The organism is Pseudoalteromonas 'SMAR' (assembly GCF_048515945.1).
Taxonomy (GTDB): Bacteria; Pseudomonadota; Gammaproteobacteria; order Enterobacterales; family Alteromonadaceae; genus Pseudoalteromonas.
Genome location: NZ_JBLWMW010000036.1, coordinates 1 through 23,222 on the forward strand (window position 1 = coordinate 1; position 23,222 = coordinate 23,222).

Below are 23,222 nucleotides of genomic sequence, written 5' to 3' on the forward strand. Positions count from 1 at the left end.
ATCTTACCAAACTGACCAGAACCACCAGACTGCTTCTTGTGCGTGTAGCTGTCTTCGATTTCTTGCGTGATAGTCTCACGGTAAGCTACCTGAGGCTGACCAACAATTAGGTCTACGCCGTAAGTACGCTTAAGGATGTCTACCTTGATGTCTAGGTGAAGCTCACCCATACCTTTAAGGATAGTTTCACCTGAATCTTCGTCAGTCTCAACCTGGAACGACGGATCTTCTGCAACCATCTTACCGATAGCAATACCCATCTTCTCGTTACCACCTTTATCTTTAGGTGCTACCGCGATAGAGATTACTGGATCAGGGAAGATCATCGCTTCTAGTGTACATTCGTGCTTAGGATCACATAGTGTGTGACCTGTTTGAACGTTCTTCATGCCCACAACTGCAATGATGTCACCTGCTTGAGCTTCAGTTAGTTCGTTACGCTCGTCTGCTTGCATCTCAACCATACGGCCGATACGCTCAGTTTTACCTGTTGCAGAGTTAAGTACTGTATCGCCTTTTTTCATACGACCAGAGTAGATACGGATGAACGTAAGTGCACCGAAACGGTCGTCCATGATTTTGAACGCAAGCGCTTTTAGTGGCTCATCAGCGTCAACAGTTGCAACTTCACCAGTAGGCTCACCAGTTTCTTTGTCAGTAAGTGGCTGAGGATCAACTTCAGTTGGTGAAGGTAGGTAATCAACAACTGCGTCTAGTACTAGTTGTACACCTTTGTTCTTAAATGCAGAGCCACAGTAAGTTGGGAAGAACGCTAGGTCACGAGTACCTTTACGGATACACGCTTTAAGCTGTTCAATAGTCGGCTCTTCACCTTCCATGTACGCTTCCATTAGGTCATCGTCTTGCTCTACTGCAGTTTCAACTAGCTGCTCGTAGTACTCTTCAACGTCATCAACCATGTCCTCAGGAATGTCTGTGATTTCGTAGTTTTCTGGAAGGCCTGTGTCATCCCAGATGTACGCTTTCTTTTCAATGATGTTTACTACACCCTTGAATTCGTCTTCGATACCGATAGGCAGAGTCATTACAAGTGGCGTTGCACCTAGTACTTTTTTCACTTGCTCAACTACGCGGTAGAAGTCAGCACCCATACGGTCTAGCTTGTTTACAAAGATACAACGTGCTACTTCTGATTCGTTCGCATAACGCCAGTTAGTTTCTGATTGCGGCTCAACACCGCCAGAACCACAGAATACACCGATACCACCATCAAGTACTTTAAGTGAACGGTATACTTCTACTGTGAAGTCAACGTGTCCAGGAGTATCGATAACGTTTAAACGGTGGCCTTTCCACTCACAAGTTACCGCTGCTGATTGGATAGTAATACCACGCTCAGCTTCCTGATCCATGAAGTCAGTAGTTGACTCACCGTCGTGTACTTCACCAGTTTTGTGAATTTTACCAGTAAGCTTTAGAATACGCTCAGTGGTGGTAGTTTTACCCGCATCAACGTGCGCGAAAATACCAATGTTTCTGTATTTCGATAAATCTGCCATTGTTTTACTCTATTTAAAGTAGAAAAATTATTCGGCGGGAGTATATCACCTCTTGTAGCGAACATCATCCTTGAAGTCGCCTAAAATGCAATCAATTCACGAAAAAGTTTCTAATGCGAAACCACAGTCGGACTTTTTCCTCTGGCAGCTTATAGTTAGGTGCTTGTTATTGGGAAAATTGTCAGCTAAACGCGGCATTTCGGTGATTTTCTCAGCGCATTATTGCTCAAAATACCTGCTGACCAAATAAAAACGCATGCTGAACATCGACGTTATCATCAATTAATGAAAAGTGGGCGCACTTATCGGTTTCAATACTGCCTAATCAATTATTAATGGTTAGATGTTAACCCTTATGTCCCTTAAAGGCTTACATTGCACTTTCAAATTTAAAGTAGTTTAAAGAAGCGCCTTAACTAGGCGTGTTCAAAAGGTGTAGCATTGTATGGGCAAGACTCTCTGGAAACATCAACTACAGTAAGCTCAGGAATAACTGCGCGACGTCCACCAGCCATAAAGGCTTTTGCACTAAGAAACTGTTCATCTCCACCCCATTGCATTAGACCGTTCAAGTAAAGCAATCGTGATGTACGAGGCGATTTTAATACCAAGCTCTCTGCTTACTGCAACCTCTTTCCAAACAAAAAACACAACCAAGTAACATAATAAACACAACACACTCAAAATATAAAAATACAGCGGACTCAAACAGATAGATCTAAATAAGAATTATTTTCAAAAACATGGTTGACAGTCAGTAAGATCTAACTGATAATCAATCTCAACAAGGCAAGAGTGACGGCTTGTTTTGTTTTCTCGCTGCATTAAGACGTAGTAGTTGAGACCACTGTTTCTTGACCCGAAACATGGCTGGTAGCCATAACTACCAAGGATGTTAGGCGCACTTGCACCCCAGACGCAAACCTAACACCCCACATTTTACTTGCTACATTGCTCATATCGGTGACGGTAGATATGAATCAAAAAGCCCTATTTAGGGCTTTTTTTATTGCTGTAATCCCGTGTAATAGTCACCATCGCCATCTCTCAGTATGATAGAGTTTTCAGCAAATCTGCAGTCTGATGAACGCACCGCGATATCGTTATAATTTGCTACTTAGTTTGTTATTGCTGGTTGGATTTATTTTTACCAGCTGGGTTAGTATCGAGCATACTAAGCAGTCACTATACAGTGGTATTCAAGATGACGCCCTGCCACTCACCAGTCACCTCATCGATATCGATATTCAAAAACGCCTGCAAGCACCGATCATCGCCGCCAAACAAATGGCACATAATACCTTTGTCAAACGCTGGCTGGCCTCAGATACACGCAGTGAAGCCGCCTTATTCGATTTCCTAGAATCTGTACGACAGCTGCATAACGCTAAGACCAGCTTTGTTGTCGATGATGACACGCTTACCTACTATCACTACAACAGCAATAAGCAAACACTGGATCTACGCGATGAGCAGAACCATTGGTACCGTGCCAGCACTCAAGGAAGCCAAGACTACAACCTCAATGTCGACATAGACCCGCGGGATAATAACCAAGCAATTGTGTATGTGAATCATAAAATAATGCATCAAGGTGAAGTGAAAGGCATTATCGGCGTGGGCGTGTTACTGGCGGATTTACAAGTGTTGATCGAGCAATACCAAAAAACCTATGCTCGTAAGGTGTACTTTATCGACCATAAAGGGCGCTTATTATTTTATGACAACGCCATTGGTGGCAATATCCAAAGCCGCTTTCCAACCCAAGCTGGACAAATTCTTACACAACCCAACCATCAGTTTCACCAAGAAAACGATCAGCAAACCACCTTTGTTCATAGCCGCTTTATAGCTGATCTGGGGTGGCGTTTAGTGGTTGAACAGCGACTACAAAAGGCCGACGCCATCGAAAGTATTCTGACCACCAAGCTATGGGTGGGTAGCCTAGTAACCTTATGTATTTTGGTGATTGCCCAGCTGACTTTTAACCACTATCAAAAGCGCTTAGAGAAAATGGCGAAGTTCGATAAATTGACCGAGACTTTTAACCGCCAAGCCTTTGAACTTTTTTTGCAAGCCCATATGGCTAAGGCACGCAACCAGGCATTGCCGGTGACCATGCTAATGATGGATATCGACCATTTCAAACAAGTGAATGATCAACATGGTCATGTGGTTGGCGACAGAGTGTTAAAGTGTTTTGCTGATGTCTGCAAACAACAGATTGGTGGTGAGGGCAAAGTTTGTCGTTGGGGCGGTGAAGAATTTATGGTGCTACTGCCTAAAACCAATCTTGAGCAAGGGGCTAACATCGCTGATAAAATACACCAGGCGTTAGCGCAAGCCCCATGCGAGGTCAAAGTCACGGTGAGTATAGGCGTAGCACAATATCACATTGATGAGTCTGAAGATGGCTTTATAAAACGTGCCGATGCCGCGTTATATAAAGCCAAACAAGGTAGAAACCAAACTAAGCTCGCGGCTTAACGACGATTTTTACGCGCTCGCGCACGGCGCTGACGCTTCTCTTCCTCTTTCGCCGCCTTTTTCGCCTCAGCTTGCGCTCTGAGCTCGGCAACCATTTGCTCTTCACGCTCACGCATCTCTGGGGTTTCCATAGTAATACGCCCCAATATCGCATCGCGCAATTCGTTGATCAAAATCTCCGACATCTTGTGAGTATCAACTTGATTACCACTGCGCAAACAGCCACGCTTTCGTCCCGCCATTTCAATAAAGGTCCAATCGCAATCCGGCAGCTCGTCAACCTTATAGCGTGTTCGCAGTAACTCTGGGTAGGCCTTTAACAAATACTCTGCGGTATAACTGGCCACTTCTTCGTAGTTGATGGCGGTGTCTTTTATGGCACCTGTTGCTGCTAAGCGATAGCCCGAGTTTTCGTTTTCTACTTTTGGCCAAAGCATGCCAGGGGTGTCGTAAAGCATAATGCCATCGTCTAGGCGGATCCGTTGCTGCGCCTTAGTCACAGCAGGCTCATTGCCGGTTTTTGCGACAATCCGACCAGCCAAGTGATTGATAAGTGTCGATTTACCAACATTTGGGATGCCCATGATCATGGCTTTAAGCTGTTTGTCTTGTCCCACCTTATGCGGAGCCAGCTTTTTACATAAGGCATTAATACGCTGAACGTCATTGCCCTTGTCATGGCTCAAAGCCAGCGCCTTCACGCCACTTTCTTGCTCAAAATATGCCATCCACTGCTCAGTCATCTCAGGGTCGGCCAAGTCGGCTTTGTTCATGATTTTGATCACCGGCTTGTCACCGCGCAATTGCCCCACCATGGGGTTTTCACTGCTGTAAGGTATGCGGGCATCTAATACCTCAATAATGACATCCACTTGCGGCATGATCTCTTTGATCTCATTGCGCGCCTTGTTCATGTGTCCCGGAAACCATTGTATCGCCATGTTACTTACCCATGTTAAATCTGTATTAAGCTAAAACTGCTGTTATTCAGTTATGATACCACATACAAATCTGGCTAACGTATAGCTACTAGACTTCTTCGAGCAAATGCAGTAAAAACCGCATTTGTTGTCTAGATGCCTCCAGCCATATAATTTGCTTTGCTAGGTAAACTTAAAATAGTAAGTGCTCACAAAGTAAATTTCGACAGCAAGGTTTCTTGCTCATGAGCATTATCAGCCAGTTCCTCAGAAGCACTAAATTGTTTGCTGGAAAAGCTCCCCACTTCAACACAAATATCATTGATATGAATGATGCTTTTGTTAATCTCTTCAATCACCACACTTTGCTGCTCAATGGCGGTGGCGATTTGAATATTACGATCCATTAGCTCTTTCACCATTTGGCCTTTTGAGGTTTTGACTAACAGCTCTGATCTCAGCTATTTTTGCAACTAAAAGGTCAATTAGCCATTTCCTGTTCACTTGGTAATGGTACACTCACGGCTAGCACTCCCTGAAATAGTTTAGGATATTCAATGAGCGACGCAGCTTGGCCACAACAGCACGCTTTATCTCGCCCCATCGACAGCATTGTGGTGTTGCATGGCTTGTATATGTCGGGGTTTGTGATGAAACCATTGAGTGCGAAGCTAGAAAAGTCGGGTTACCGCACGCTCAACCTGAGCTACAACACCTTAACGCCCGACCGCGACAGCATTTTTGCCAAAATTGATGCCTTTATTGCCGATACTCAGGCAGCCTTAGTGTGTCATTCAATGGGAGGGCTAGTCGCACGTGCCTATCTCGAGCGCGGCTCTAGTGCCAGTAAGCAAGTAAAAAAAGTGGTGACCTTAGGGACACCACATAAGGGCAGCGCCATTGCCAAGCATATGCATGACAAGGGCTTAGAGTTACTATTAAAGAACAGCGTGGAGTTTTTACTAACCGAAAACCATGACTGGCCGTTTGCTGCGCAGCTCTACAGTATCGCAGGTGATCTACCCATAGGGCTGATGCCACTGCTGCAAAAAGGCAGTAAGTCCGACGGCACGGTGTTACTGGAAGAAACCAAGCTCAGTGGCATGGCCGAGCATAAGGTGTTTCACCTCAGCCACACCAGCATGCTTTATTCCCGCGCCGTTATGGATTACATCTGTGAGCGTTTAGCTCAGCCTTAATGCTCTGCGCTTGCCGCGACTTTATAAGCGATAAAGGCAATGATCCCAGTGATAAGCGGCACAGGAGCTGCTATATAACCAAAGGTATCTGAGTTAGCAATACTGGCTCCGGCTAAATGCCCAACCAAGCCCACAACAAACGCTAATAAAGCGATAACCACTACCACGAGTTCCATTTTATGTTCGGATTTTGTTTTACCTTGCATGGTCATTTCCTCAACTATCGGAATAGAATAAACACGCTACTTTCGTGTTCGGTTAAGTTCATTATGCGCTCATGAGTTGCCGATAATTTGACCTAAATCAACTTTCAAACCTTAGAAATCGCAGCTGTGCCAGCAAATTGCGCCAGATCAAATTTGCTGTGTTTTCCATTCTGTTGGACAAAATTTGGCAAGCTTTATTCCTCACGACCTTGTTTTTTTCACTGTCATCCCAACCTCTAGTTATATTGGAAATCGAAACGTAAATTTATTTTTGATTGATTTTTTAGATTAATAGGTTTGATTTAAGTCATTGGGCAAGTAAGTATAGTTGCGCCATACTAAGAGTGAATCAACAAGGAGCATCGCATGACAAACATTAATTCAATTGGTTTAGATAAAGACAAAACACAAGCACTGGTCAGTTCTCTGAATACCTTGCTAAGCAGCTACCAAATTCAGTATATGAATGCCCGCGGGTTTCACTGGAATATTAAAGGTCGTGAGTTTTTCGAACTACACCTAAAGTTTGAAGAAATTTACACGCTGTTATTAGAAAAAGTCGATGAGATAGCCGAGCGTATTTTAACCATTGAAGGGGCACCGCTGCACGCTTTCTCGGACTACTTAGAAACCAGCAAAATTAAAGAAGCCAAAGGCATTAGCGATGGCATTGAAGCCTTGGAAACGTTGCTGGATGGCTACACCACGCTGATCACCATGCAACGTGAAATACTGACTCAAGCAGGTGAAGCGGAAGACGAAGGGACCGCCGCGCTAATGAGCGACTACATCAAGGAACAAGAAAAGCTAGTGTGGATGTTAAAAGCCTACCTAAACTAATTAGTAGCGCTGCTTGCCGCTCTTGCGGCAAGCAGCGCCTTTAGGCTTACTTACCTAATAAAGCAATAAAGAATGCCATTTCTAACGCCCGCTCATGAAGGCTTTTAAAGCGACCTGAAGCGCCACCGTGACCCGAGTCCATATCGGTTTTAAATAGCAGCAAGTTATCATCCGTTTTATATTCTCTTAATTTTGCCACCCATTTCATCGGCTCCCAGTACTGTACTTGAGAATCGTGAAGGCCTGTAGTGACTAAAATATTGGGATACGCCTGCGCTTTGATGTTGTCATAAGGTGAATAAGCTAAAATGGTTTGATAATCCGCTTCATTATTGGGATTTCCCCATTCATCGTACTCATTGGTGGTGAGCGGAATAGACTCATCAAGCATGGTGGTTAAGACATCTAAGAAAGGCACATGGCAGCCAATGCCTAGATACAATTCTGGCGCTTGATTGGCAATCGCCCCCATCAACAAACCACCGGCACTGCCACCTGAAGCAAAGACCTTATCTTTCGAGCCATAGCCTTGCTCGACAAGTGCTTTGGTGACATCAATAAAATCATTAAAGGTGTTTTGTTTATGGGCTTTTTTGCCCTGCTCATACCATTCGCGCCCTAGCATTTCTGAGCCACGAATGTGGGCAATAGCATAGACAAAACCACGGTCAAGTAAGCTTAAAATCTGGCTAGAAAAGTTAGGGTCGATGGTAATACCATACGAACCATAGCCATATTGCAGCAATGGGTTGCTACCATCTTGTTGAAACTTGTCTTTGCGATACACCAAAGACACAGGCACGCTTTCACCGTCACGCACGCGGATGTGAAGGCGCTCAGAGTGGTAGTGCTCAGGATGGAAATCTCCAAGCACCTGTTGCTGCTTTTTAAGTGTTTTTTTACCCGTGGTTAAATCGCAATCATACACCGTATTGGGGGTGGTCATACTCGAGTATTGGATACGGATAAAATCAGCGCTGGGCTCTGGGTTATTGCCTATGGTGGCAAAGTAACAGGCATCGTCAAAGTTTAGGTGGTAACTTTGACCCTGGTAGTCGTGCACCACAAAGCGAATTTGTCCCTGCTCCCGCTCAGTCACCACAAAGTGGCTATCGAATAACTCCAACCCTTCGATTAGAACATGCTCGCGGTGCGCCACCAGTTCTTGCCATTGGCTGGGATCCGCTGCGCTCTCTACACTTGCTCGAACGAGCTTAAAGTTTTTGGCGTTTTTATTACTGACGATATAAACATGCTCGCCAAACTTTTCTAAGCCATATTCATGCCCCTCTTCACGAGGCAGTAATGAGGTAAACTCACCACTTGGGTTATTGGCATTGAGCATCAGCTGATCCGACGTTTCTGTCGCCGCCAAGTAAATGAAAATAGCGCTCTCATCGCGGCTTTTCCCAAGACCCATGTAAAACTGACGGTCATGCTCCTCATACACCAGTACATCATCGGCTTGCGGCGTGCCAAGCACATGGCGGTATACCTGAAAGCCCAGCAAGGTTTGCTGATCTTTTTTGACGTAAAACACGGTTTTATTATCGTTCGCCCACACCACCTGACCTTCAGTGTTTTCGAGGGTGTCTTCTAGGTAGGTATTGCTTTGTAAATCAAGAAATTTCAACGTGTAAATGCGGCGGCCATCGAGATCTTCACTGTAAGCCAGCAGCTGCTCGTTGGGGCTGACGGTGATATCTCCAATGTCATAAAACTCGTTGCCCGCGGCCAGCTGATTGACATCTAACAGCAAAGTCTTATCGCTTAATGCTTCGTCAGTAGCACGAAAGTGCTTGGCATACTCATCATCACCATTCACCTCACTAACATACCAATAGTTACCATCTTTTGCTGGTACTGAACTGTCGTCTTTGACGATGCGCCCTTTCATTTCTTCAAACAGCTGAGTTTTCAGTGCTTGGTGGGGCGCCATTTGTGCCTCACAATAGGCGTTTTCAGCGCGTAAATGATCGAGAACTTCAGCGTCTGTTCGGCTATCGTCACGCATCCAGTAATATTGGTCGATACGTTCATGGTTATGATGAGTAAGGCTTTTTGCCTGCTTCTTTGCTTGCGGTTGAGTTGTTTCCTGCACCAGCGAGTCATCCTACGTTGTTATTTTGTCTCAGTGTAACACCGAACCGAGTTTCGAAAAAACCAACAAAAAAGCCGAGTAGTTGAACTACTCGGCTTTTGCCACTTCGTGGTTTCGCTAGGCTTCGGCTTCTTCTAAAGGTTCGTCTTTAGACTTGCCTCTTGAGCGCCGGATTTTAGCCTTAATGCTCGACCCCACTCCTTTAACATCGGTTAGGATGATATAAAGTGCAGGCACCAATACCAAGGTGATTAATGTGGCAAACAAGACCGCAAAACCTAGTGATACCGCCATTGGGATCACAAAGCGTGCCTGCAAACTGGTCTCAAAGATAATCGGTAACACCCCAGCAAAGGTAGTGATTGAGGTCAGGGTTATCGCCCTAAAGCGCGCACACCCCGCCTCAATAACCGCATCTTTTAATTTCACACCCTGAGCGCGAGCTTGGTTAATAAAGTCGGTCATAACCAAGGAGTCATTAATCACTACCCCGGCTGCAGCCACCAAGCCAAACACCGACATGGTGCTCATGTCTAAATCGAAGATTAAGTGGCCCCACAACGCGCCGACTAAGCTGAACGGGATCACCGACATCACAATTAAGGGTTGTGAGTAGCTCTTTAACGGCACCGCTAAGAGGATATAAACCATCAGCATGCCGGCAGCAAAAAACAGCTGCTGCTCATTGGTTTGCGCTTGGCGTTCTTCCACGCTGCCACCGAGTTTGGTGGTCACGCTGGGGAACTGCTTCAGCAAGCCCGGTAAAATATTCTCTTCGATATTTTCAACCACGGCATCGGGTTCAATCACTTCTTCATCGATACTGCCGTAAACATAAACCGTTCTAAAGCCATCTTCACGACGAATATAATTGACACCCGGCTTTTCCGTGAACTCCACCACATCCCCTAGCATGACTTCTTTGCCTTGCGGTGTGGTGATGATAGTGCGTTTCAATGACGCCAAGGCTTTACGGTCCAGTTCTGGGTAGCGCACCATGACTTTAATTTCTTCACCGTCACGGATCACGCGCTGCGCCTCGCCACCATAAAAGCTATTGCCCACCTGAATGGCGACATCGGCAAGCTGTAAGCCTAATTCATATGCCACAGGCTTAAGTGCCAGCTGCATTTCTTTACTGGCAGGGTCAATACTGGAGCTAATATCAAATAAACCCGGTTGCTGTTGTAGCTGCGAAATTAACTGTCGCCCGGCTGCGTTTAGGGTTTCAATATCAGAGCCCATTAAGCGATAGCCAAATTCACCTTCACCACCACCGTTACCACCAACACTATCGGTCACCACAATCGATTTAACTGCCGTGATCTCTGGCATCGATTCGCGCCAGCGGCGTGCTAACTCAAACGCAGTAAATGGACGTAGCTCTTCGTCTACCAATGAAGTGAGTACTTGGCCTTTGGTACGACTTTCATTCCAAGCGTACACGTCTTTAATCATGCCCTGACCAAACTCTTGCTCAATTTCCCTATCGACGCGCAGCATCATTTCCTCAACGGCCCGCATTGCTGTGATGGTTTGCTGATCGGAAACATTGTCATTCATGGTGATCTGAATACGCGGGTAGTCCTCCGGGACTTTAGGGAAGGGAATAAAACGCACCAGATTAGAGGTGACTAAACTCATGCTGAAAATCAGCATGGCAATAAAGCTTAATAGCACTGTCCAGCGCCATTCTACGCAACGAGTAATAAAGCGGCGGTACGGCCCATTTACAAAAGCAAAGAACTTTTTATTGAATGCGGCACGGCGACTATTTTTACGCATTGGCTTAATCTTAGTGTGGGCAATATGTGCCGGAAGGATCCACTTCGACTCGATTAAGCTAAATATTAAGCACAAAATAATCACGCCAGAAATTGACTTAAAGAAGGCGCTTTCTGGGCCAGATGAAAACAGCATAGGAGCAAATACAGCAATCGTGGTTAACACCCCAAAAGTCGCAGGAGTTGCTACTCGCTTCGCCCCTAGCACCACATTTTGTACGCTATGGCCTTTGCGCTCAATTTCCGAGTAAGCGGACTCACCTATGACAATGGCATCGTCCACCACGATCCCCAGTACCATAATAAAGGCAAACAATGAGACAATATTGATGCTGATCCCGAGCGCGGGCATAAACAGGAAAGCCCCTAAGAAGCACACGGGAAGGCCTATCATTACCCACAGTGCTAACTTAAAACGTAAGAATAAGGTCAACATAATCGCGACTAATAACGCCCCTTGGATCATGTTATTTTTCATCATTTCTAAACGGGCATTAAGATAGTAAGTCATGTCCACGATAGGCTCGATGATAAGGCCCGCAGGTAACTCTGCATTTTTCTTATCAATATACTCATGCACTGCTTTGGCGATGGGGATCATATTCTGATCTTTAGTGGCCTTAATGGATAAAAATACTGCATTACTACCATTTAGACTGAAATAATATTCCCCCTCCGTTAAACCATCTTTTATGATTGCCACATCCTGCAGCAAAATTTTCGCGCCGTTATCACCGACTTTTACGGGAATATTTCTAAACTCAGTGCCACGGTACATTTGGTTTTCAACCCGCACCGCAATAATGCCCGACTCCGTTCTGATCTGTCCGGCTGAAATATTGGTTGAATAGCGTCTAATTGCAGTACTGATATCACTAATAGTAAGGTTGTAGCGACGAAGAGCATCTGGATCCACTTCAATGCCAATTTCATAATTGGGCGTGGAACGGTCGACTAATGAAATCACCGGGATCTCAAGTAGCTCATCCTCAATTTCTTTGGCGATGGGTTTAAGCTCGCTAATAGGTAAATCGCCACTTAACGCGATATCCACCACGTTTTGACGGAACTCGACCATTTGCACTTGCACCGGCTCCATTGACGCCGGAAACGTTGCAATGCTATTAACGCGAGTACGGATCTTATCTTCAACCTCAGTAAGGTCTTCATCTTTATAAATTTCTAGCTGAGCACTGCCACTACCACGAGCAGCACGATATACTCCTTTTTTGATTTCCGTTACGTCCTTTAACGCTTCTTCAATCTTGACTAGGATCCCTTCTTCAATCTCTTGCGGAGACGCGCCGGGATAAACAGCAGAAACGGTAATATAGTTAATTTCTATATTTGGAAACATCTGCCGCTGAATGGTGTTGTAGCTGATCAAGCCCATGATCAGGATAAACACCATCAACAGGTTGGCAGCAACGGGGTTATTGGCAAAGTACGCGATAATTCCGCGTTTTGAGCTTTGTTCTACCTCACTCATGATCACTCCTTGCTGCTATAGCTTTTTTGGCTGTTGATTGGGTTCTGCCGACGAGTCCGCACCGGCTACTTTCACAGCCATACCTTTTTGTGGGTATTCAGGTGGCGTCATCACAATGCGGTCACGACTGTTAATCCCTGAGCCAATTAAGAAATACTCGCCTTCTTCGCGGATCACTTGCACCTTGCGCGGCTCAAGTTGGTTATCTTGATTTAGCAGCCAAACCGATTGGTTATTTACGATGTCTTGTGGCAAACGGTAAATTTGCTTAAGGGTTTTACCGGCAAAGCTCACTTGGACATAGGTACCGTATTTAATTACTGATTGGTCACTATTTAACGCGTATGGGTCGTCTATTCTTACGACTAAGCTATTCATTCTGGTTTGCTCATCAACCACCCCGAGGTCACGGTCAATCACAGCTTGGCGACTGAAAGCATTGGTACCACGTTGATAAACGTTGGCCGTGATCCCCGCCACGCGCTCAGGTAAAAACACAGAATCAAAACCTGCAATTGGGATAATAATTTCCGCCGCCTCAATGTTGTTAATCGTCCCCACTGAGCTCCCCATAGTAACAAACTGGCCTACACCTACGTCTTTTTGTACTACTAGTGCGTTGTAAGGAGCGATAATTTCACAGTTTTCTAAATCTCGTTCGGCACGCTTTAACGCCGCTTGGGCTGATTTAACAGCCGCTTTGGCACTCATGACTTGTGGCTTACGTAGGAATAAATCGGTGTGCTTTTTATTCGGGAAACGCCGAGCTTCATCGCGCGCAACTTCTGCTTGCGCCTCTTCTTCAATTAATTGCGCTTGCGCTCTGGCTAATTCGGCCTCAGCTTGTAAAACAGCTGCTTCATAATTATCACGTTCAATACGCAGCAAAACTTCGCCTTTTTCAACCACGCCACCGGCAATAAAGTTAGGATGCCAATATTCCACCTCACCAGATACCTGGATTGATAGCTGCGTGCTTTCAAGAGGCAGGACTTCACCATAGCTTTGGATCACTACTTGGTGATCTTGCGCAGCTAAGGTTTCGACTTCAACGATGGGCCGAGAGTCCACTTCTTGTTTCTCGGGTTCGCTTTTAGCAACGGCATTCACCACTGAAAAGCCAATAATACCGACTATCAGCACGGTAAAGGGTAGTATCCATTTTAGAGTTCTAGCTTGCATGACTGTACCTATTGATAATTTCCTAGCATTATAGTACCAACTTTCGTGCTATCTCGGATGTGACATTTGTAAGAATCTGTTACACATTTATATAGAGGTGTTATAGCCAGAAAGATCATTTAAAAACAATTTACCCACTTCAGGCACTTAGCTCTGAAAGAAGCGTTGCTTTTAAACGCTTAACTAAGCGCTCGCAGACTGTTTGATAATAACAATACCGGTAGTATGTTACTGGTGCTAATAAGCGTTTTGCTAAGGTGTAAATATAGTAACAATCGAGAGGAAGGTCGAATTAAATGAGCGTAGCCAAGCTAGCTGCAGGCTACGCCAAATAACTACTAAGCTAAAGCAGGTCGTGAACGATAGTACTGAATACAAGCCATTTGTGCAGCATTGGTAAGCAGAATCATCACAAAGGTCAGTATATGTGACACACTAACATGGCTTAGACTCAACTCAGCGGCAAGCCCTGTTGCCCCAGCGATAAATTGCAGCGAGAAGTAACGTGCACTTAAGTTAGAGACATCGCCACTTTTAATGGTTTTGTACGTCTGTGGCATCACTCGAATCGAGCTCATTATTAAACCCACATACGTCAACGCATTCAATAAGACGGCGGGCTCTACGCCATCTATTGGCAACAGTAAGAATGGCAACAAAGACGCTAAGAGTAACCCGGTTAATTGATTACGTTGATTTTTACTGGCATTGTATCTAACGAAATAGTATAAAATTAATGAACTCAAGGTACCTGTCACAACAAAAGGCAGTACCATGTAAAAACGCTCAAAAAAGACATTGTAAGCAATAAAGTATAGGCTTTGGGCGACACCAAAGCTCATCATTAGCAGCGATAGTCCCGATACACTGCGATTTTTACGAATTTTCCTGATCAATGGGATAAAACTAAAAACCAAAATAAACGAAGAAATGATCGGTAAGTACTCGCTCAATGCCAACTCCAATTATCAAAATGTTGCGAAATTTAAAGTGCTGTAAAACCCACAAAAACATAAGGTAAACAATTGTTTTTATTGGTTTTATTTTTGAAGGCGCGCATTTTACGAGCTATTGTTGTAAATACAACCAAACCAGTCATATCGCTTTTAATGATTTTGGCAAGGCCGCCATACACCTGTATATAAATCAATACATATTAACTTGACTTAACGCAGGCCTGCCTCACCTTTTCACTTTCTAAGTAAAAAAGCACTACCGAGCTTATGAATGAGTGTCAACAAAGCTATTTATAATAGCCCTACTCCCTCGCAAAAAGCACCTCGATGTCAAGCTGAATGCTGTGCTAGCGGGGAAAGGGAAATGGTCGACAATCCTGGCCCTACTAGGCTTTTTTGATGGCTGGGCTTAGACTCTAATTTTTACGGGGCGAGATGATAAGATTAGGCAATACAACCGAATAACAAGAGGCAGGTAACATTATCCTAGAACCCAGCTCTGTTGCTGGCTATGTGACTAGCAAAACGCTAATGTTCTGCTTCCTCTTATGTAAATATACCGCTCAGCTCGATATTCAATTGTCTTGCGTAAAGAGTGAATGTTTTTATCTAATCGCTGAGCTTTGCTCTTACATGACTCAGTTAAGCTCTACAACTCTATAAACTTTTTATAATTTTCAAACCTATTAATAGAGTTTTTGTTTAACTTTGTTCTTACCTGATGAAAGCTAGCGGTCCTAACGTTATTTTTTAACTTATAAAATTCTAGCATTTCTGCTTCAAAGTCCACTTTTAAAAACTCACACAACATTTTTAGCTCATGTTGAGGATTATCAATAAAGTCTTCGTATTTGAATAAGTAGACGTCATCATGAAACTGTAATTTCCATTCGCTCACTACTTGCTTATGGGTGTCGTAGAAGCTTTGGATTTCATTTAAGCATGTGGAGTAGTTATATTGTTCCGACATGTTTTGAAAGTATAAAGAAATACAATTATCTTCTTTGTTCCTTTGCGTGATAATGAACTTTGCTTTTGGAAACAGAGCTTTTATTAGCCCTATGTAGATAAAATTATCCGGTAGCTTATTTGAAACCCGATGTAGATCTGGAAACTTGTTCTTGTATAAAGTGGCAATCTCTTTTGCTTTATCAGCGCCTTGCAAGCAGTAGTCGAGTACTTTTTCAGAGAAAAAAGGGGTTTCTCCACCATTTTGAAATGCACTGTGGCTTGCAATGACCTGTTCCAACAAGGTACTTCCAGAGCGGTGCATTCCACAAATAAATATAGGGCTTTCCGAGTTATCTAATTTAAAGTTCAGCTTACCCTGCTTCTCTTGTAGCAGCTTTAAATCGATAGGTTTGGCATTCACTCGCGCAAGTTCATTTGCTTTATTAAATCGGCCTATGGCTGCCTCATAGTTGCCAATACGGTCATAGGCAAAGCCCAGAGAAAAATTTAAATCAATTTCTTCAGCCTTGATTAGTTGCTTACTCTGAACTGGCTCTACCTCAGATAACAGCTCAATAAGTTTATCTTTACTTTCGGTATTTAGTAGCCGTGAATACGAATAGACACTTTGGTTTAGCGTAAAGTTTTTATGGTGAAGTGCTTTTGACTCTTCAAACTGGCCAAAGTCTTCATGCAATATAGCTAAATTATAAAGTGCAAGCTCATTGCTTGGTGAACGCGCTAGTATGGTTTGCAAAATTTCACGAGCTAAGCTTGCTTCGGCAGCATTTAAGGCTGAGCTGGCAAAAGTAAATAATGTCTCCGTTGCATAATTGCTGAAATGCTTTATCAGCTTTACAAGCTCGATAGCGAAATGGTTTAAGCCGGCATTGTGATAATTAATTATCAGCTTTTCAGTTAATGTACCCGGCAGGGTTTGATGTACCCAAGCCATTAACTTTTCTCGAAATTCCCCATCTGGATTGCCTTTGTATTGCGCTAAAATATTCGCAATGGTCATAGAAGGTAATTGGGAAGCCATTTGCTTAAAAAATAGTATATCTTGAAGCGCTAAAAAGTGCGTACAAAGCTTAATCTTTGTCTGCTCAGTGTGGCCGCTGTATGTAACGATGTCATTGTGAATGTTGAGGTAAGCTTGGCTTCTGCCTTCTTTTAACAACAGCGAGTAGCCTTGTTGCAATTTCGAGGTGATTTCACTTTCGTTCATAAGCAGAGTTTGATATCCGGGTATATTTTTCACGATTGTATCAAACCATAAATCCAATTACATTTATTCTCATCGATAACCGAAGCTAAAAAGCGGATGACTTTTTCCTTGAATTAGTACCCTCCCCCTCAATGAGATAACTCATAGCAAACCCCATAAAACAAACTTAAATTTAACTTAAAATAACAAATACTTTACAAAGCTCTTATTTGTTTCTATTTTCTTTTAGGTGCGAACAAAAAACAGACAGCATCAATTACCGTGATAAGCATAAGAAACAACATTTATCGCACTCGATTATCGATGTTGTGCGTTTTTGAGCAACCACGTTCAAGGCGTAGCTAAATGTTATTAGCCTTCCATTGATGCAATCACACACTCAAAAGGAATAACAATGAAACCACTCATGCTAATTATGGCAATGGGACTGGCCAGTAACCTCGCTGTTGCCAACGCTCCTCTTAATGACACACAAATGGCGCAATATGCCAGCAGTGTTAGCAAAACCACCATTGGTAAGAAATACCAGCTTAATATGCCGCTCGTGGCACAAGGCGGTGATCAAATCGATACCGATGCCTCAGCTACCATCGTACAACAGGTAACGCACCCTGGTGCCAGCTATATTAAATTGCATTTTAAGCATCTCAATCTCGCTAATGGCGGTAAGCTGGTTGTGCGTTCGCAAAGCGGCAATGAACGATACCAGTACACTCAAGACGATCTCGTTGCAGCAACGGTCAATGCCGCAGCAGGCGATGATGGCCTGAAACATTTTTCGGCGATGTCGGTGTCAGATGATACGGTGATTATTGAATACACCCCAGGCACAGGTAAAACCGATAAGCTGGCAACCATTGACTACTATTATCATGGCGTAGCCGGACAGCAAGCCATAGCCAACCTCAACGATGCGAGTCCGCTTTCAACCTGCGGAGCTATGGAGCGTCGTGACGTGCAATGCTGGGCACAATCTAACCCCGTTGAGTTTGAACGCACCCGTCCGGTAGCAAGATTATTAATGAATGGTAGCGGCTTATGTACAGGTTGGCGCGTTGGCCCCGATAACCGCATGTTTACCAACAACCACTGTGTTGAAACCGCCTCAGAGCTTGCCAATACCGAGGTATGGTTTAACTACCAGCACACCAGTTGTAACGGCAGCGTCAAAGAAACCGTAGTAAAAGTCACAGGCAAAGACTTTCTCGCCACTGACTACACCTTAGATTACACCTTGTTTAGCATCAACGATTTTGCCAAGGCGGCACCCTTTGGTTACTTTGGTCTTGATGTCCGCGACCCTTCACAAGGCGAGCGGATATATATTCCTCAGCACGGTGCCGGTAACCCCAAAGAGCTTTCGATTGAGTCGGACCAAGATAGCAACGGTTTATGCTCTGTCAATGAGCCTAATGCCAACGGTCGCGGTACAGGTACTGACATTGGCTACTACTGTGACACAACAGGCGGCTCTTCTGGTTCTCCAGTGCTGGCAGCGGCAAGCAATAACGTGATTGCTCTACACCACTTGGGTGGTTGCACCAATAAAGGGGCGAAAATCAGCCAGATCTGGCCTCAGGTATCCAGTCATTTTGGGGGCGAAATTCCAGTTGGCGACAATGGCAGCAGCGATCCGCAGCCGGTGGCCTACTTTACCTATAACTGCAGCGATTTAAGCTGTAGCTTTGATGGCTCGAGCTCCAGCTCTGGCGACCCGATTACCGACTTTGCTTGGCAATTTGGCGATGGCACTGCAGGCAATGGCGCCCAGCTTACACATCAATTTAGCAGCGCCGGAGACTATACCGTTGCACTAACCGTAACCGACAGCAATGGCGCCACCGCAACCACCTCGCAGTTAGTCAGCGTCTCGCTTCCTGGCAATGAACAGCAGCTTCAGCCTGGTGTTGCCAAAACCGATTTATCGGGGGCTCGTGGCGATGAGGTGTATTATTATTACGATGCCCCTCAAGGCGTTAGTAATGTCACCTTTACCATGAGTGGCGGCTCAGGCGATGCCGACATGTATGTGCGAAAAGGCGAGCAACCCACTACTGCTACATGGGATTGCCGTCCTTATCGCTGGGGTAATGACGAAAGCTGTAACCAAAGCGATGGTGGCGGCAGATATTGGGTGATGATCAGAGGTTATAATGCCTATTCTGGCGTTCAAATTGTTGCTGACCATAATTAAACCATTACCAGCGGGGCACCATGCCCCGCTCACCATTACAACTGATACCACAAGCTTAACCAAGCACGATTTTCCCCAGTTAGATCCCTGCCCTCAACTCGTGCCGCTCCCATACTCACGCGAAGATCGGTCAAACCTGCCGGCGCAAAGTGCACCGCTTTGCCCAATATACGCTCAGACAAGCGCATTGACCATTTAACGCCGTAGCTTTGCGCCACCACGGCACCATCAAGCTGGTGTTGTTGATAGTATAACTTGGGCTGGCCTTGGCGCCATGACGTTGCAAATTCGTAGCCTAAATAGCGCTGACCGCTGCGAAAAAAGTGTGGTAACTCGGGCGCACTGACAGTATCAAAGCTGGCCGGTAATTCACTACTGGTGGTCTTGCCGCCACCTAAGCTCAGAGGTATATCACGACTGTAGCGCTGTTGCACCTGACCATAAAGGGCCACCTGCCAAAGCTTCAACCGAGCATTAACTTGATAGCTGTAACCTTGAAGCTCTCCCAACCACTGAGAGGCCGACCAGTTAATTGCCGCACCGTGTAGCTTAGTGTCGCTAAGCCAGCCGCCATCAACGCCATAACTGAGCCCCGACCACTGGGCACTGTCACGAACCAAATGGTGAACCCCTAAAGTTGGCGTAATAAAAGCCAAAGGATCGCCAAATCGATAGGCACTCAAAAGGCTGGCTTGTTGCCGATTAAAGCGGTGATTTGTGGCAACATAATCTATACCTGCCTGCTTATCGACTTGCCAGTCTTGATAGGCCACATTGAGTTGGCTTTGCCATTGCCCTTGACGGTAACTTAACTGCCCATACCCCGCCGCCAAGGCGCTATTGGATATGCTTTGCTCCGCGCCCACTTGCCAAGCCAGCTGTTGTAAAACATCTTGCCCCTTCACCGCAAGACTCACACTGGCAAACGAGGCGCTATTAAATGCAGCCCCCAAAGCCAAAGAAGTCGCCTGAGGCAACACCGAATAGGGCTGCTTCTGTTTTGCCGAAAGGTCGATTGATGCGGCGGGCAAACGATGGGGATGAAGCGCTTTTTGCAGTTCAGCTTGGTGATGAACAACATCATCAAGCCTTGTCCAATTGGCATTATCGAGCTTATCGACTTTGACTCCGCTGGGGGTGGCATAGCGAGCAAACAGTTGCTCGTCAGGGTTAACCCAAACCTGTTGTAACGGCTTATTACTGGGTGCCAGCTGCTGCAAAACTCGTCCCTTAGGTGCGTAGCGTAAGATGCGTAAGTGACCATCGCGACCAGAAATAAAATAAAGCCAGTCACCGTCATAAGACCAATTAAGAGACGCCATATATTGATACTCAGCGGGGAGTTGAATGCTTTCAAACTGTTGACTGGCCATATCATACAAAAAAACCTGCCAGCGCTGATTGGGCGAAACCTTAGCAAATGCCAATGTCGCTTGGCTTTGACTTAAAACAGGGAAGTCAAAGACATCCCCTAGTTGTGAATCCAGTATGCGACTACTGGTTTGCTGCGCTAAGTCGATACGCTCGAGCTGGGATAAGCCTTGACGACTCACCTCGGCAATGAGGGTGTCTTTATCTACAATGGTAAAGCGCCTCACTCCCATGTGCTGAGTTAGCCGCTTTGTCTCCCCCGTTTCAATATGCCAGACAAATAAATCGTTGATATAAGCCTGGTCTGATTGCGGTGTTTTAGCAACGAAATAGACGCTATCTTCATCTAACCACTGAGGGTGATAAATACCACCATAATCTCGGGCATCCAATGTTGCCAAACGCTTTTTAGCAAATACTTTGGGAGCGGCAACAGCAATATCATCAGGGTCGGCGGCGAGTAACGCTTGATTACCTTCTTCAAAGCGCTTAATCGCCTCTGGATCCGCCGCATTACTGTATACATTGAGCGCCATATAGCCCTTTTTATCGCGCTCTACAACTAGAAACTTATTTGCACTGGGCGCCAAGGCAATGTCGGTAGCCGCAAAGCTAAACTGCTGCCACAGCTCACTGCTATCCTCTCGCTCTTGTTGCATGGCTGCATAGGTATACTCTGCCACAAAGCGGCGATACAGTGTTTTGGCCGATGCCGCAAAAGCCCCCCGAAAAGCTTGCTCAAAACTGCGCTCTTTGACAGCCTGAGCTCGGGTCCAGACCGCATCCAGTGTCTGTTCGCCATAATTATCTTCAAGCCAAGCAAGAAAGCGCACTCCCACTAAGTAGGCCATGGAGCCCGATAAATATTCTTGGTTGTCATTACTGAGTTCGGCGTAGCTAGGCAGCGCACCTTGCTGGGCATAATAGCGAACTACACTTTCGCTGTAATTATCGTATAGTCGCCCACGGCCTGTTAAGCGCGATTCTAACAAGGTAGCATACCCTTCACTTACCCAGCGCGGTAATACCGCATCGAGTAAATCGCTAATATCATAAAGATCGCGCCAGCGCTGTCGCCAAGCATGGCGGCTAGGCTGTGACATATGCACCAAATGAATGTATTCATGGAGTATCAGAAGCTGTTGCCAGCTGCTGTGATTGGCGATCATCGAGTCGGCCTGAGGCGGGGTAACTTGCAATGCCATCATGGGGTTATCACTGCTAGGTAGAGCAAAACCATTGGCGAGGTTACTGGGGTCATAAATAATGACATCAGCTCGCCCAGGTAATGCTCGATTTTGCTGCGCCAGTACTTGCGTGCGCACCACTTCCAATTCAGTGGCTGCAGAGTAGGCCCATTGCGACAGTGCTGCAGGAAAATGTACGTTGAAATGCTGCGTTTTTATTGTTTGCCAAGCCGCCTTGGCACTAAAACAACATAGCCATAATAAAACCGCCAGTATTATTCGCATATCCTTTCTCAATCACTTACTTTGTCACTAAAGCTTAGCAAGAGATGGGGAGCAATAGTTAGGCTTTTATTGGCGGCGTTACAAGGGGTGGTCCATACTGGCTGGGGTGATGGCCAGTTTTAATACCGCAAAGGCAATAACAAACACCATGAGCACCAGCTCAACCGTTAAGCCAGAGCGCCACATAGCCAATGCCAACGAAGCAGCGCTACTTAGCACCACTAAGCTCGCGGTTGTTTGCACTTTTTTGCGCCGCCACTTAGCCAGTGTCGCTGCGACGTAAAAACACACTGCGGCAAAGCAATAAAAAAAGAGGGTCATTATTAGCTCCTTGCTAGCGTAGACTAATATCAATCCACTTAATTAAGCGAATTGGTATAACCTCTTTTATTATATGTTAATGATAATTATTATCAATTAGGCGTTATAGCCAACGAATTGATGTACTCAAGGTGTGACTCTGCCCGGGCTCTAAATGCACCGCATCTTCCATCACATTCGCCGCCTCAAGGCACAACATTGTTTGATACTCTTCGTCGTTGAAGTTACTTAAGCGTTTTGACTTTTCAACCCAAGGATTCCAAAGCACACAAGACTGTGAATTTTCACGCTTGACCTCAATGATCCCTGCTGGCGTGTTAATCGTTTGCGTGGCAGTTGCTTGGGTATAAACCATGTCGGTTTCTCTGGCGAACCCCACCACCTCGGTTTGTGCAAATGGCCCTTCGCCAAACTCAATGTAGCTGGCACCTTGTAAGCCATCGACCGTGGTATTGCTAATTTCTGGGGTCGGAAAATAGGTGTGTAGAGCCTGAGTGAGAGTGAACGCTTGCTTGCCGGTATTGGTATTGGTCAACTGCACCGTGAGTTGCTCTGACAGCACAAACTCCACCGCCAGCGTTGATTCGTATGGCCAATATTGCTCGTCTACCTGAAGCATCGGCAAGGTTAATTTAACCCTGATTTCTGTTGCCGTTTCCTCAACACTATCAGCCCGCCATAGTAAATTCCTCGCCACCCCATGAATTGGCCAATCGCTGTTTTTGTGTACTCCAAACCAAGGCCAACAAATAGGGATCCCGCCGCGTACGGGCTTGCCTTCCATGTAGTCTTCGGCTTGCGATACCCAAATCAGGTTGCTTTTACCTGCGGGAATAAATTCGGTTAATTGCGCTCCTTGAAGAAAGATTTTTGCCTGACAAAGCGGTGAGTTTACTGCGATGTACTCCAGCCCAGATTCAGTCCGCTCAATGGCAACAGAAGGTGATAGTTCCATGGTCATTCCTAGGTCAATTCAATGATAGTTTTACCATACCACTTAA

Annotated in this window: 17 protein-coding genes; 4 read left to right on the top strand and 13 right to left on the bottom strand. The window is 45.3% G+C overall.

The genetic code is table 11. The features are described 5' to 3' along the window. Both fusA and ACNKW2_RS14490 read right to left on the bottom strand, forming a co-directional pair. Positions 1–1,520: elongation factor G (gene fusA, locus ACNKW2_RS14485; RefSeq protein ID WP_419149183.1), on the bottom strand; the 1,520-nt coding region annotated here is incomplete at its 3' end. Positions 1,521–1,936: 416 nt separating this feature from the next. Next, positions 1,937–2,080 (bottom strand): hypothetical protein, encoded by a 144-nt coding sequence (locus tag ACNKW2_RS14490; protein ID WP_419149184.1) that lies wholly within the window; start codon positions 2,078–2,080, stop codon positions 1,937–1,939. A gap of 523 nt (positions 2,081–2,603) precedes the next feature. On the opposite strand from ACNKW2_RS14490, the gene ACNKW2_RS14495 reads away from it, so the two are divergent. Beyond that, a complete protein-coding gene (locus ACNKW2_RS14495; protein WP_419149186.1) occupies positions 2,604–4,007 on the top strand; it encodes a sensor domain-containing diguanylate cyclase in 1,404 nt (467 codons plus the stop codon). Here the strand turns inward: ACNKW2_RS14495 and ylqF are convergent. Together ylqF and ACNKW2_RS14505 are read right to left on the bottom strand one after the other, a co-directional pair. Beyond that, positions 4,004–4,948: a ribosome biogenesis GTPase YlqF gene (ylqF, locus tag ACNKW2_RS14500; protein ID WP_419149187.1), complete on the bottom strand. Its 945-nt coding sequence runs from the start codon at positions 4,946–4,948 to the stop codon at positions 4,004–4,006. The genes ACNKW2_RS14495 and ylqF overlap by 4 nt on opposite strands. Positions 4,949–5,136: 188 nt before the next feature. Next, entirely contained in the window at positions 5,137–5,334 is a 198-nt protein-coding gene (locus tag ACNKW2_RS14505; RefSeq protein WP_419149188.1) for a hypothetical protein, read from the bottom strand. A gap of 150 nt (positions 5,335–5,484) precedes the next feature. Between ACNKW2_RS14505 and ACNKW2_RS14510 the strand changes: the two genes are divergently transcribed. After that, positions 5,485–6,126 carry a PGAP1-like alpha/beta domain-containing protein gene (locus ACNKW2_RS14510; RefSeq protein WP_419149189.1) on the top strand — a complete coding sequence of 214 codons (642 nt, stop codon included), beginning with the start codon at positions 5,485–5,487 and terminating at the stop codon, positions 6,124–6,126. Here the strand turns inward: ACNKW2_RS14510 and ACNKW2_RS14515 are convergent. Then, complete coding sequence (locus ACNKW2_RS14515; RefSeq protein WP_336567958.1) at positions 6,123–6,332, bottom strand: hypothetical protein; 210 nt, start codon at positions 6,330–6,332, stop codon at positions 6,123–6,125. The two genes, ACNKW2_RS14510 and ACNKW2_RS14515, sit on opposite strands and share 4 nt — an antisense overlap. 366 nt (positions 6,333–6,698) lie before the next feature. On the opposite strand from ACNKW2_RS14515, the gene ACNKW2_RS14520 reads away from it, so the two are divergent. Continuing rightward, positions 6,699–7,172 carry a Dps family protein gene (locus ACNKW2_RS14520; RefSeq protein WP_419149190.1) on the top strand — a complete coding sequence of 158 codons (474 nt, stop codon included), beginning with the start codon at positions 6,699–6,701 and terminating at the stop codon, positions 7,170–7,172. Positions 7,173–7,218: 46 nt separating this feature from the next. Here the strand turns inward: ACNKW2_RS14520 and ACNKW2_RS14525 are convergent, their stop codons facing one another. From ACNKW2_RS14525 to ACNKW2_RS14545, 5 genes are all read right to left on the bottom strand, one after another. Further along, the gene (locus ACNKW2_RS14525) at positions 7,219–9,276 is read right to left on the bottom strand and encodes a S9 family peptidase (protein WP_419149216.1); all 2,058 of its coding nucleotides are present in this window, start codon (positions 9,274–9,276) and stop codon (positions 7,219–7,221) included. Between the two features lie 114 nt (positions 9,277–9,390). After that, positions 9,391–12,546: an efflux RND transporter permease subunit gene (locus ACNKW2_RS14530; RefSeq protein WP_419149191.1), complete on the bottom strand. Its 3,156-nt coding sequence runs from the start codon at positions 12,544–12,546 to the stop codon at positions 9,391–9,393. Positions 12,547–12,561: 15 nt separating this feature from the next. Continuing rightward, entirely contained in the window at positions 12,562–13,728 is a 1,167-nt protein-coding gene (locus tag ACNKW2_RS14535) for an efflux RND transporter periplasmic adaptor subunit (RefSeq protein WP_419149192.1), read from the bottom strand. 338 nt (positions 13,729–14,066) lie between these two features. Continuing rightward, positions 14,067–14,681, bottom strand: coding sequence for a SemiSWEET family transporter (locus tag ACNKW2_RS14540; protein WP_419149193.1), 615 nt, complete (start codon positions 14,679–14,681; stop codon positions 14,067–14,069). Positions 14,682–15,333: 652 nt separating this feature from the next. After that, positions 15,334–16,863, bottom strand: coding sequence for a tetratricopeptide repeat-containing sulfotransferase family protein (locus tag ACNKW2_RS14545; protein ID WP_419149194.1), 1,530 nt, complete (start codon positions 16,861–16,863; stop codon positions 15,334–15,336). A 394-nt stretch (positions 16,864–17,257) separates the two neighbouring features. On the opposite strand from ACNKW2_RS14545, the gene ACNKW2_RS14550 reads away from it, so the two are divergent. Beyond that, positions 17,258–19,057 (top strand): PKD domain-containing protein, encoded by a 1,800-nt coding sequence (locus tag ACNKW2_RS14550; RefSeq protein ID WP_419149195.1) that lies wholly within the window; start codon positions 17,258–17,260, stop codon positions 19,055–19,057. 35 nt (positions 19,058–19,092) lie between these two features. Here ACNKW2_RS14550 and ACNKW2_RS14555 read toward each other — a convergent pair whose 3' ends face one another. The 3 genes from ACNKW2_RS14555 to ACNKW2_RS14565 all read right to left on the bottom strand — a co-directional run bounded on the left by ACNKW2_RS14555 (position 19,093) and on the right by ACNKW2_RS14565 (position 23,176). After that, the gene (locus tag ACNKW2_RS14555; protein ID WP_419149196.1) at positions 19,093–21,900 is read right to left on the bottom strand and encodes a TolB family protein; all 2,808 of its coding nucleotides are present in this window, start codon (positions 21,898–21,900) and stop codon (positions 19,093–19,095) included. A gap of 78 nt (positions 21,901–21,978) precedes the next feature. Further along, positions 21,979–22,221: a hypothetical protein gene (locus ACNKW2_RS14560; protein ID WP_419149197.1), complete on the bottom strand. Its 243-nt coding sequence runs from the start codon at positions 22,219–22,221 to the stop codon at positions 21,979–21,981. Positions 22,222–22,324: 103 nt separating this feature from the next. After that, positions 22,325–23,176: a D-hexose-6-phosphate mutarotase gene (locus tag ACNKW2_RS14565; protein WP_419149198.1), complete on the bottom strand. Its 852-nt coding sequence runs from the start codon at positions 23,174–23,176 to the stop codon at positions 22,325–22,327. Positions 23,177–23,222 lie beyond the last annotated feature (46 nt).